At 62.7% G+C, this 11,888-nt stretch carries 10 protein-coding genes; 7 read left to right on the plus strand and 3 right to left on the minus strand.

Annotated elements, in window-relative coordinates; all coding sequences use genetic code 11:
* Positions 1 to 49 precede the first annotated feature (49 nt).
* The 6 genes from AC1HIY_RS09830 (at position 50) to AC1HIY_RS09855 (ending at position 7,561) form a co-directional block, all read left to right on the plus strand.
* Positions 50 to 1,369, plus strand: coding sequence for a tetratricopeptide repeat protein (locus AC1HIY_RS09830; protein ID WP_479576553.1), 1,320 nt, complete (start codon positions 50 to 52; stop codon positions 1,367 to 1,369).
* A 260-nt stretch (positions 1,370 to 1,629) separates the two neighbouring features.
* Positions 1,630 to 2,919 carry a phosphopyruvate hydratase gene (gene eno, locus AC1HIY_RS09835; protein WP_479576554.1) on the plus strand — a complete coding sequence of 430 codons (1,290 nt, stop codon included), beginning with the start codon at positions 1,630 to 1,632 and terminating at the stop codon, positions 2,917 to 2,919.
* Between the two features lie 40 nt (positions 2,920 to 2,959).
* Positions 2,960 to 3,268 (plus strand): FtsB family cell division protein, encoded by a 309-nt coding sequence (locus tag AC1HIY_RS09840; protein WP_479576555.1) that lies wholly within the window; start codon positions 2,960 to 2,962, stop codon positions 3,266 to 3,268.
* Between the two features lie 42 nt (positions 3,269 to 3,310).
* On the plus strand, positions 3,311 to 4,303 hold the full coding sequence (locus AC1HIY_RS09845; RefSeq protein WP_479576556.1) for an ROK family protein: 993 nt from the start codon (positions 3,311 to 3,313) through the stop codon (positions 4,301 to 4,303).
* Between the two features lie 7 nt (positions 4,304 to 4,310).
* The gene (locus AC1HIY_RS09850; RefSeq protein ID WP_479576557.1) at positions 4,311 to 6,983 is read left to right on the plus strand and encodes a putative LPS assembly protein LptD; all 2,673 of its coding nucleotides are present in this window, start codon (positions 4,311 to 4,313) and stop codon (positions 6,981 to 6,983) included.
* 233 nt (positions 6,984 to 7,216) lie between these two features.
* Positions 7,217 to 7,561 carry a BON domain-containing protein gene (locus AC1HIY_RS09855; RefSeq protein ID WP_479576558.1) on the plus strand — a complete coding sequence of 115 codons (345 nt, stop codon included), beginning with the start codon at positions 7,217 to 7,219 and terminating at the stop codon, positions 7,559 to 7,561.
* A gap of 30 nt (positions 7,562 to 7,591) precedes the next feature.
* Here AC1HIY_RS09855 and AC1HIY_RS09860 read toward each other — a convergent pair whose 3' ends face one another.
* The 3 genes from AC1HIY_RS09860 to sucC all read right to left on the minus strand — a co-directional run bounded on the left by AC1HIY_RS09860 (position 7,592) and on the right by sucC (position 10,485).
* Positions 7,592 to 7,993 (minus strand): GNAT family N-acetyltransferase, encoded by a 402-nt coding sequence (locus AC1HIY_RS09860; protein WP_479576559.1) that lies wholly within the window; start codon positions 7,991 to 7,993, stop codon positions 7,592 to 7,594.
* A gap of 67 nt (positions 7,994 to 8,060) precedes the next feature.
* Positions 8,061 to 9,083: an ABC transporter ATP-binding protein gene (locus tag AC1HIY_RS09865; RefSeq protein ID WP_479576560.1), complete on the minus strand. Its 1,023-nt coding sequence runs from the start codon at positions 9,081 to 9,083 to the stop codon at positions 8,061 to 8,063.
* Positions 9,084 to 9,300: 217 nt separating this feature from the next.
* The gene (sucC, locus tag AC1HIY_RS09870) at positions 9,301 to 10,485 is read right to left on the minus strand and encodes an ADP-forming succinate--CoA ligase subunit beta (protein ID WP_479576561.1); all 1,185 of its coding nucleotides are present in this window, start codon (positions 10,483 to 10,485) and stop codon (positions 9,301 to 9,303) included.
* A gap of 228 nt (positions 10,486 to 10,713) precedes the next feature.
* Between sucC and AC1HIY_RS09875 the strand changes: the two genes are divergently transcribed.
* A complete protein-coding gene (locus tag AC1HIY_RS09875; RefSeq protein ID WP_479576562.1) occupies positions 10,714 to 11,799 on the plus strand; it encodes an LptF/LptG family permease in 1,086 nt (361 codons plus the stop codon).
* Positions 11,800 to 11,888 lie beyond the last annotated feature (89 nt).

Raw genomic sequence — 11,888 nt, forward strand, 5'->3', positions numbered from 1 at the left:
TCCTCCGTGTCTATAAAGTCTAGCCCTCCCCAAACTGCACACGATTACGATGAAAAACAGATATTACAGCCTCCGTCTGGCTTTTTTCCTGGGCTTGCTCTCGATGATCATGCCCGCACTGAGCGCCCGCGCACAGACTTCGGAAAACGAGGAAAAGCCCACGAAGCAAGAAATTGCCATCCACTACAGCCTCTATTACGAAGATTATAAAAACGGCAATTACGAAGGCGCGCTTCCGAATCTCCGCTGGATTCTGAAGCATGCTCCGGGGTTTTCCCGTAACACCGACAAAAATTTCGATCGCGCGGTGAAGGTCTATGAAGAGCTTGCCATGGCCGCCGAAGACGAGCAAACGCGGCGCGCCTATCTGGACTCCGCGTTGATGATCTTTGACAAGGCCGTGCCCACGATAAAGGACATTGGGGGCACCATCGACGAGTATGAGTGGACACGCGACAAGGGCAACTTCATTCTGAAACACCGGGATGACTTGCCCGAAATGATCGACAGCGTGGCCGTTCTTTTCCGAAAGGCCTGGGAACTCGACCCCAAACGCACCCAGCTTTTCTACATCGAATACATCATCCGGGACTATCTGAGCAAAGATGACAAACAGGCCGCCATCGACTTCATGGAAGAAGTCGAGCAAAAACGCGGCGACGACCCGGACATCATGGCGCGCATCACGGAGTTCCGGGGAGCCATTTTCACCTCGCCGGAGGAACGGATCGAGTTCCTCGAAAAACAGCTCGAGAAAAAACCCGGTGATATGGACATTATCACTGAGCTCTTCGAGTTGTACAAGGAGGAGGGCATGCGCGATAAGATGTATGAGATGGGCGAGAAGCTGAAGGAGCAGGAACCCACGGCGCGCGTCTATCGGATTCTCGGCAAGATGCGTCTCGAAGACGGCGACACCGAGGAAGCCATCCGGCTCTATCAGAAATCGCTCGAGTTGGACGACGGCAAGGAGAACGCCCGCGAGGTCTACTACAACATCGGCATCGCCCATCAGCAGGAAGGGCGGCTCTCGCGCGCCCGCACGGCGTTCCGGAAGGCCCTCCAGGCCGACCCGAACTACGGCCTCGCCCTGATCGCCATCGGCGACCTCTACGTGCAGGCCGTCCAGAACTGCGGCTCGTTCGAGCGGGAGGACCGCGCCGTATACTGGCTCGCCACCGACTACTTCGAACGCGCCAAGGCCCGCGATCCGTCCGTCGCCAACATCGCGAACCAGCGCATCAAGAATATCCGGCGGTTCTATCCGACGGCGGAAGACAAGTTCTTCAAAGGCTGGAACGAAGGCGACAAGTACACGATCAATTACGGGTGCTACGAGTGGATCAACGAAACCACGACGGTCCGCTGATTCCGGCATCATCGTCGGTCTTCAGGCCGGTGGGCGCGCGTCGCTCACCGGCCTTTTTTATAGAGAGGTGTCTGACCCAGGCCCTGAAATGCGGTTCAAACGCGACGCAAAGGAGGACGAACCGCTCCCACCGCCGGCGACCTTTACAGAATCCTGAACGGCCGCCCCTTGTTATTGCGCCGGGGGATGGCGAATTTCCGGTCCGGTCTCCCCACGTTCCTTTTCTCCGCTCTCATCTTTTTCAAGCGAACGCATACTCCATGTCTCTTATCCTAGATATCAGCGCCCGACAGATCCTCGACAGCCGCGGCAACCCCACGGTTGAAGTCGAAGTCATGACCGAAGAAGGCGTCGTCGGGCGCGCGGCGGTTCCCAGCGGCGCCTCCACGGGCGAGCACGAGGCCGTCGAACTGCGCGACCATGACGAAAACGTCTACCTCGGCAAAAGCGTGTATCAGGCCGTCGAGCACGTCAACGAAATCATCGGCCCCGAACTCGAAGGCTTCAGTGTGCTCGAACAGATCGAGATCGACGACATGCTCATCGACCTCGACGGCACGCCGAACAAGAGCCGGCTCGGGGCCAACGCCATCCTCGGCGTCTCCGTGGCGACGGCGAAGGCGGCCGCACAGACCCTGGGCCTGCCGCTCTACCGGTACGTCGGCGGGACCAACGCGCACGAGCTGCCCGTACCGATGATGAATATCCTCAACGGCGGCCGCCATGCCGACAACAACGTGGACATGCAGGAGTTCATGATCATGCCCACCGGCGGCGAGAGCTTCAGCCACGCGCTTCGCATAGGCGTCGAGGTGTTCCACCACCTCAAGGGCGTGCTCAGAAAGAAAGGCTACGACACTTCCGTCGGGGACGAGGGCGGCTTTGCTCCGAACCTCCGCTCGAACGAGGAAGCCATCGAGGTCATTCTCGAAGCCATCAACGCGGCGGGATACGAAGCGGGCGAAGACCTTCACATCGCCCTCGACCCGGCCACGAGCGAAATGTACCAGAACGGACGATACGTCTTCTGGAAAAGCAATCCGGACCGGAAACTCTCTTCCGAGGAAATGGTCGCCTTCTGGGAGGATTGGATCAACCAGTACCCCCAGATCATCTCCCTCGAGGACGGCATGGCCGAGGACGACTGGGAGGGCTGGCGGATGCTCACCGAATCCCTCGGCCGACGCGTCCAACTCGTCGGCGACGACATCTTCGTGACGAACACGGCTTTCCTCCGGCGCGGCATCGACGAGGGGTGCGCCAATGCGATCCTCATCAAGCTCAACCAGATCGGCACGCTGACCGAGACGCTCGCCGCCATCGAACTGGCGCACAAGAACAAGTTCGCCGCCATCATCAGCCACCGATCGGGCGAAACCGAGGACACCACTATCGCCGACCTCGCCGTGGCGATGAACACCGGGCAGATCAAGACCGGCTCGGCCTGCCGGAGCGATCGCACGGCCAAATACAACCAGTTGCTCCGCATCGAGGAAGAACTCGCCGAGGCGGCCGTCTTTCCCGGCATGAACACCTTCCGTTTCGCCTGATCCGACCGCCCCGTATCGTCCTCGTCCTTTCGCGCGCATCATGGCCCGAACGAAAAAACCCTCGAAGTCGCCCGCTCCCGTACGACGGTGGATCCTCCTCGCGGCGGTCGCCATGCTCGGGATATGGCTGCTCTTCTTCGACAGCTACAGCCTGTGGAACAGCGTCTCCTGGCGCCGGGAGCACACGCGACTGGAGGCTGAAAATGCGAGGCTCCGTCAGGAGAACGCCGCCCTCGAACGCAAGGTGTCGGAAGGGCTCTCCGATGAGGTGGTCGAGCAAATTGCGCGGGAGCAGTACGGGATGCGCCGCCCCACCGAAACCGTCTATCGCCTCAAGGTCGAGGACTGACCGCCCCGCTTCGCTCCATCCGCTCACCGAATCCCGGTATCCATGATTCCCCTTGCCGTCGGCGTCGATCTTGGAGGCACGTCCATCAAAGCCGCGCTCGTCGAACGCGACCGGGGCCTGATCCACGAGGTGACGCGCCCGACGTATGCCGAGGAAGGTCCGGAACGGGTCATCGAGCGGATCGGTGAAGTGGCGGAGGCGCTCATCGCGGAAGCGCCCGGACGGGCAATCGCCGGGGTTGGCATCGGCGCACCCGGCGCGATAAACTGGGAACGAACCACGGTCTCCCACCCGCCGAACTTTCCCGGGTGGGAAACGATCAACCTCCGGGACCGGCTCCGTGAGCGCCTCGGAGGCCGGATGGTGGTGCTCGTCGAGAACGACGCCAATGTGGCGGGGCTGGGCAGCGCCCATTACGGCGCGGGCAAACCGCACCCTTCGTTCCTCATGGTGACGCTCGGCACCGGCGTCGGCGGGGCGATCATTTACCGGAACCGGATCTTCCGCGGCTCCACGGGCGCGGCGGGTGAGATTGGCCACATGACCATCGACTACGAAGGTCCGTTCGACCGTTCCGGGGTGGCCGGGGCCATCGAAGCCTACCTCGGGCAGCGCTTCCTCTCCCGCCACGCACGCTATCGCCTCATGACGCGGGAGGACAGCATCCTCCACCAGATGGCGGGCCCCGACCTTCAGGGCATCACCCCGAAGATGCTCTACGACGCCGCCGTCCTCGGCGACGAGGGCGCGAAGGAAGTGCTCGCCTGGGCGGGACACAAGCTCGGTTGCGTGCTCGGCTCGGCCGTCAACCTGCTCGACATCCGGAAGATCGTCGTCGGCGGCGGGCTCTCGGCAGCGGGCGACTTCATTCTCGCGCCCGCCCGTTTGACCCTCCGAAGATTCGTCATGCCCGGCATGCACGAGGGACTGGAAATCATACGGGAAACCCGCGGGAACGAGGTGGGTATGCTTGGGGCCGCGCATCTCGTGTTTCAGTTTCTTGATGAGCCCATTCCCTCCCACCAGAGTCCGTGACCGCCCCGTGCGCCGCCGCCCCGGATCCCCTCGATGGCTGACGGCGCTCACGCTTCTGGCGTGCTTCCTGTCCTTCGCCGCCCGCTCCGCCGCCGCACAGGTCGTCGACGCCACGCTCGCTCGCTCCGATTCCGCCCGCGCGACTCCCCCCGCTCCGCCGGGAGCAACCTCCGCGTCCGCACTCGAGGAGCCCGTCCGCTTCTCCGCCCGCGACTCCCTCATCGTCCGTTTCGAGGAGGATCGCGAGGTCGGCGTCCTCTACGGCGAGAGCAAGGTGACATACTCCGACGCCCTCCTCGAAGCCTACCGCATCGAGATCCTCTTCGACAAGAGCGAACTCCACGCATCCGGGCTCGCCGCGGACACGGGCCTCGTCGGGAAGCCGCAGATCCAACAGGGCTCGGAGACCTTCCAGGGCCGCGAGTTGGCCTTCAACCTGGAGACCGAACGCGGGCGCGTGGTCGGCGCACAGACGCAGATCGATGACGGCTTCGTGCGCGCGGGCGTTGCGAAGGTGCGCGAAGACGACGTCATCTTCATCAAGGACGGAGCGTACACGACGTGCTCCTGCGTGGATGATCCGTCGTACTCCCTCCGGTCGAGCAAGATGAAGATCGTCGACAAAAAGTGGATCTATACCGGCCCGCTCCAACTCTACATCTACAACATTCCCACACCGCTCTGGCTGCCCTTCGGCTTCCTCCCGGCGCAGACCGGACGTCGGAGCGGCCCCCTCCCGCCTCAGTATGGCGAGGACGAGTTCGGCTTTTACCTCCGCGACTGGGGCTGGTACTTCGCCCTCAGCGATTACATGGACCTCCAACTCAAGGGCAGTTTCTGGACGAAGGGAAGCTGGGGCGCCAGCTCCCTCTACCGGTACAACAAGCGATACGCCTTCAACGGTCAACTGCAACTCCAGTATTCCCGGCTCCGACGCGGCGAGAGCGGCGACCCCGACTTTGCCATCGAGAACCGCGGCAGCTTCCGATGGAACCACAACCAGACCATCAGCCCGACGGCCACCTTCTCGGCGAATGTCAACCTCACCTCTTCGAGCTACCTCCGCACGTTCGCCATCAACTACGACGACCGGGTGCGGCAGACGGTGCAGTCGACCGTGCGGTACAGCAAACGATGGCCGGCCGGCGGACGCAGCCTCAACCTCAGCCTGAACCAGCGTCAGGTTTTCGCCACCGGAGAGGTCGCCCTGACGCTGCCCAATCTCACCTTCAGCCAGAACTCGAAGAAACCGTTTCGGCGGAAGGAGCGTCCCGCCGGCGCTCGCGAACAGTGGTACGAGCTTATCACGTACAGCTACAGCATGTCGCTGAACAACAACTTCAACTTCCGGCCGCTCTCGGACACCACCGGCATCTCGTGGTTCGACGCCCTGTTGTCCCCCTCCAAATATCGTGAGGCGACGGGGCAGGACGAACCCTTTGATTTCAAGACGTCGCACCGCGTGCCCGTCTCCGCAACCTTCACCCTGACGCGCCTGCCCGTCCTCGGCGCGTTTCGCATGAACCTCTCGCCGTTCTTCAATTACCAGGAGGACTGGTTCATCCGGACGACGCGGCAGGCCTTCTCCGATTCCCTGAACACCATCGTCCGCTCGTCTACGCCGGGCTTCTTCTCGCTCCGACAGTTCAACCTCGGCGTCTCGGCAAACACCACTTTCTACGGCATCTTCCCGGTGGGCGTCGGGCCGTACTCCGGCATCCGGCACACGGTTCGTCCGAGCCTGAGTTTCAATTACCAGCCCGACTTCTTCGACCCCTCGTGGGGGTACACGCGATCGTTCGTCAATGCGCTGGGCGAAGAGCAGCGGTATGCCATCGTCAACGGGGTGCGCTCGGGGCTGCAAAAGGCGCTCTCGTTTTCTCTGAGCAACACCTTCGAGACCAAACGCATCGACGCCGATTCCACCGGCGCAGACCGGAGCCGCACGCTCAAGCTCTTCAACCTCGATTTCTCTTCGAGCTATAACTTCGCCGCCGATTCGCTGAAGATGAGTCCGATCTCCATGCGGGGGCGCACCCGCCTCTTTGGTCAGGTGGACCTCGACTTCAGCACCACGTTCTCCCCGTACACGATCGACGCAAACGGCCGTCTGCTCGACGAATACGTGTTCGACCTTCGCGCCTTCGATTTTGCCCGCCTCACGAACCTGAGTCTCACGGCGCGCACCTCGATCCGGAGCAAGAACCGGGACGGTCGCAGTCGGCCCGCCGCCACGCCCCGGGCGGGTTTCTCGCCCGATCCCCTCAACTCACAGAACCCCTTCCTCCAATCCTTCACCCGCACCGGCGGCGACACGCAGACCGACTTTGCGATCCCGTGGTCGCTCAATCTGGACTTCACGTACGGCGTCTCCAAACCCGGCCTCACGGCTATGAAAAGAGCCATTTTGAACCTGAACGCGGATTTCAACCTGACGCCGAACTGGAAGGTGCAGGCCCGGTCCGGATACGATTTCGAGCGGAACGAGCTCGCCACCACGAACCTTGCCATCCTTCGCGACTGGGAGTGCTGGCAGATGTCCTTCAACTGGATCCCCTTCGGCGACTTCCAGTCGTGGGGCTTCGACCTCCACGTGAAAAGCGGCCACCTCCGCGACCTGCTCCGGATCCGCCAGCCGAAGTCCGACATCAAGGACCGTTTCGGCACACTCATCCGGTGATCGAACGCTCCGCTGCGAGGGAAGAATTTCCGCCAAAGACGCGCGAATCGCTCTCCCCGGCACTCCCGGGACTGAAACCCGGCGCCCGAAAAACGATACAAGCACGCATCGAACGGTTTCGCACCGTCCGACTCCCGGGACGACACGCCTGCTCATGCGATACGCGACGTCCCTTTGTTCGACCATCCGAGGGCAGCGTTCGTCAGAGCGCTCGTGGGTCCCTCGCACACGATATGCATAAAACCGGTTTCTGGAAAAGCACCCGCCGCTGGCCGCGCCGTCTGCAACGCCGATCCGATCCTCAACGACAGACGGACCGCGACCGGACGCTTGCGCGGAGGCTTCACGCCAATTTTGAGCGGGATCTCGAATTGGCGGACATCCACGGAATCCATTTCTACGTTCAGAACGGCGTGGTCACACTCTACGGTGTCGTGCGGAACGAGCTTGAACGGGACCTCCTCGTCTCCCTCGTCCGCCAGGTGCCCGGCGTGAAGGGCGTCGTGCCTCATCTCCAGATCGTAGAGCCGCAATTTCAAGGCGCGACGCCCGTGGCGCCTGAGCCGGTATCCTCCTGATCGAACGCGCATCGAGAGGCCTTTGCGCCCTCATCCGGCTGTTCGCATCCACGCATTCTCCACCCGCACGAAGCCCAGCCGCTCGTAGAAAGAGGAGGAGATGTTCGAGTCCCGGAGCAACAGTTCGGTCCCTTTGCACCGTTCGAGGACCTCGTCGATCATTTTCTTCCCGATGCCGAGCCCCTGCACGTCCGGCTCCACGGCAAGGTCGCACAGATAGCTCTGCAGGACGCCATCGGTGAGCACGCGGGCGATCCCCACGAGGTGCCCTTCGTGCCAGGCCGTCACCACGAGCGAAGAGTTCTCATACATCTCCCAGACTTTCTCCTGGGCATCGACCGGACGGATGAGCGGCGCGCGCCGATAGAGCGTCATGATGCGCGCGGGCGTCAACCCTTCCAATCCTTCCCGAAACTCGACTTCGTGAATCATGATGACGTTTTGAGATTTAATGCGAAGGCCGGCGCGGAACGATGACACCGGAGTCGCCGCTTATGTTTCACCCGTCGTCGGCGCGCACCCACCGGTAGGCTGCGGCCCGAAGACGAAACGGCTCCGTCACTTCGAGGCCGGGATCGACCCAGGCGCGGAGCGCTTGCTCGCCGGCTTCGACCCACCATTCGACGAAAGGGCCGAGGAACTGCCGGGACCGGATGCGCACCGCTGCCCCTTCGGCCGAGGGCCGGAGGTTCTCGGGACGCACGGCGAGCGCGTACCCCGGCTCCGGGGCTTCTCCACCCGTGAGTTCGGCCGCCAGCCCCGGCTCCGTGACGATATTGCTTCCCCCCAGAAATTGCGCGACGAAGGCCGTCTCCGGCTCGCGATAGAGCGTCTCGGGTGCGCCGACCTGCTGGATGCTCCCTTCCCGCATCACGGCAATCCGGTCGGAGAGCGCCAGCGCTTCCTGCTGATCGTGGGTCACGTAGATGCTCGTGGCTCCGAGCCGCGCCTGAAGCACCTTGAGCTCCCGCCGCGTCTGCTCCCGGAGCGCCACGTCGAGGTTGGAAAGCGGTTCATCGAAGAGGAGCACGCCGGGGCGCACCGCGAGGGCACGCGCGAGCGCCACGCGCTGCTGCTGTCCACCGGAGAGCCGGGTGACGTACTGGTCCTCGAAGCCCGCCAGATCCACCCGGGCGAGGGCATCACGCACGCGTTCCTCTCGCTCCCTGCGCGGCAGCTTCCGCACGCGCAGTCCATAGGCGACGTTCTCCCCCACCGTCATCGTCGGGAAGAGCGCGTAGTTCTGGAACACCATCGCCGTGGGGCGCTTCTGCGGCGGCAGACGCGTCACGTCCGTCGCGCCGATGAGCACGCGTCCCTCGTCCGGACGTTCGAAGCCCCCGATCATACGCAGCATCGTGGACTTTCCGCACCCGCTCGGACCCAGCAGCGAGAAGAACTCTCCCGGCTCGACCGCCAGCGTCATCGACCGGACGGCGGTCAGCGAGCCGAAACGTTTCGTCACCCCTTCGAGCCGAACACCCGGCATCTCCGTCGGGGATGGAGCTCTGGTTGCTTGCATACGGATTCGACTTCGAAGCGTGAACGCCGGCGCATCATCCTCTCGGCGAGACATCGCCGGGCGCGCGGCGGGCAATATATCGTTCGGGAGGAGAGAATGACAATCCCGACCCGGGTGGCGCCGGACGGATCGCCGACCGCTTCCCCTACGCGTTCCAATAAAGAGCGGGCGCATCCTTTGTCTCGGACGCGCCCGCCGGTATGCTCCAGGCGCCGACTCAGTCTTGCAATTGCGCAAGCGCCCGCGTCACCTTCTCGGCGGCCTCTTCGAAAAGGATCGCCGTCTCGATCTCAAGCCCGCTCTCTTTGAGGATGTGCTGCCCTTCCTCGGCGTTCGTGCCCTGAAGCCGAACGATGAGCGGCATGTTGATCTCGACGTTTTTCGCGGCCTGCACGATGCCCCGGGCCACGCGGTCGCACCGCACGATGCCGCCGAAAATATTGACGAGGATCGCCCGCACGTTCGGGTCCTTGAGGATGATGCGGAAGCCCGCTTCGACCGTCTCCGGGTTGGCGTTCCCGCCCACATCGAGGAAGTTTGCGGGCTCGCCACCGGCGAGCTTGATGATGTCCATGGTCGCCATCGCCAGCCCGGCGCCGTTGACCATGCATCCGACGTTGCCGTCGAGCTTGATGTAGTTGAGGTGATACTTGCTCGCTTCCACTTCGAGCGGATCCTCTTCACTGAGGTCGCGCATCTCGGCGAGGTCCTTGTGTCGGAAGAGCGCGTTGTCGTCGAAGTTGATCTTGGCGTCGACGGCGAGCACTTCGCCCTGATCCGTGAGCACGAGCGGATTGATTTCGGCGAGGGTCGCGTCGGTCTCTTCATAGGCCCGGTAGAGGGCCATGATGAACTTGACGGCCTGCTTGAAGGCTTTGCCCTCGAAGCCGAGCCCGAAGGCGAGTTGCCGCGCCTGGAACGGGCGAAGCCCGATGGCGGGATCCACCCACACCTTGATGATCTTCTCCGGCGTCTCCTCGGCCACCTTCTCGATCTCGACCCCGCCTTCCGTCGAAGCCATGATGACGTTCATGCTTCGCTGGCGGTCGAGCGTGACTCCGACGTAATACTCACGGGCGATGTCCACGGCCTCGGCGATGAGGACGGTGCGCACCTTCTGCCCTTCCGGCCCCGTCTGATGCGTTTTGAGCATCATGCCCAGGATCGCTCCGGCTTTCTCCCGCACCTCGTCGACGCCGCGCGCGAGCTTGACGCCGCCGCCCTTGCCCCGCCCGCCGGCGTGGATCTGCGCCTTGACGACGAAGAGGTCCGTCCCGTTTTCGGCGCGCATCTTCTCCGCCGCCGCGACGGCTTCTTCGACCGTGTGCGCCACGATGCCGGGCTGCACCGACACACCATATTTGGCCAGGATCTCCTTGGCCTGATATTCGTGAACTTTCATTTGCCTGGGTTCTGGAGTGATTCGTTCTCAGCGACCCGCTAAAGTACACCAGCCGCTTGCCTATGGCAACCTGAGCCATTGTTCGTTTTCGTTGAGTTTTCCCGGCATTCGCGCCCTCTGCTCTTTTTTTACCGCCGCTGCTGCCGGAACCGCCCTGCGCCTTTTCCGTCACTACGCCTTCTGCTTTCCTCCCTCCTCTCGCCCAATTCCGCCGTTCGACGACCCCACGTGACCAGGTTCGACCGACATATCATCCGCCGGCTCGTGCAGCACTACGTCTTCCTCGTGGGTGCGCTGATCGTCTTTTTCATCGTGCTCCACTACGTCGAATCCATCGATGACTTCATGGACCGGGGCGCGACGATGAAGGACGTGTTCTTCGTGTATTACCTGAACTATATCCCGGAAATCGTCCGCCTGACCTCCCCGCTGGCGATCTTCCTCGCGTGCGTCTACCTGACGGGCAAGCTCGCCCAGAAGCTCGAGCTTGCGGCGCTCCAGACGGGCGGCGTCTCGCTCTACCGCATCCTCGCGCCTTACGTGTTCGTGGCGCTCACCCTCACCGGGACGATGGTCTGGTTCAACGGCTTCGTGGTGCCGAAAACCAATCAGGTGGTGCTCGACTTCGAGAAGAAGTACCTCAAGGACGCGCCGCGTCAGATCGACCTCAACGACATCCACCGGCAAAACCGGCCCGGAAGCATCGTCACCGTTGGCTATTTCGACCGGGAAACGAACCGTGCCTTCCGTGTTTCTCTCGAACAGTTCGATCACATCAATCATTTGCGCTCCCGCATCGATTCGTACGAGATGACATGGATCGACTCGCTCAAGGTCTGGCGCCTCAAAGAACCGATCGTTCGCACCTTCGACGAGAACGGGCGGGAACGACGGTTCAAGGTCCCGCAGATCGACACCCTGCTGCAGATCTACCCCCGTGATTTCGCCCGGACGGAGCGGGACGTCGAGTCCATGACGATCCCCGTGGCCGCCGCGTACGTCGATCAACTGCGTCGTTCGGGGGCGGGCAATCTCGGGCGCACGCTCGTCGAGTATTACGCCAAGTTTTCGTATCCCTTCGCCAACCTCATCCTCGTGCTCATCGGCGTTCCGCTGGCCGCCGTGCGTCGACGTGGGGGTCAGGCCGTGCGCATGGGCCTCGGCCTCTTTACCGCTTTCGCCTACCTCGCCGTGCAAAAACTGACCGAGCCTTTCGGCTTCTCCGGCGAACTCGACCCCGTTCTGGCGGCCTGGCTCCCGCACACGCTCTTCTTCGGCCTCGCGCTCTTCATGCTCTGGCGCGTCCGCAAGTGATGCTGCTCAGGGGCTCGCCCGGCGCGCGCTCCCCGCTCTTTGCGAACTCTTCGCACGCATAGTTTTGCTTAGTTTCAATGGCCTTTGTA

The sequence above is a fragment of the Rhodocaloribacter sp. genome (assembly GCF_056451265.1).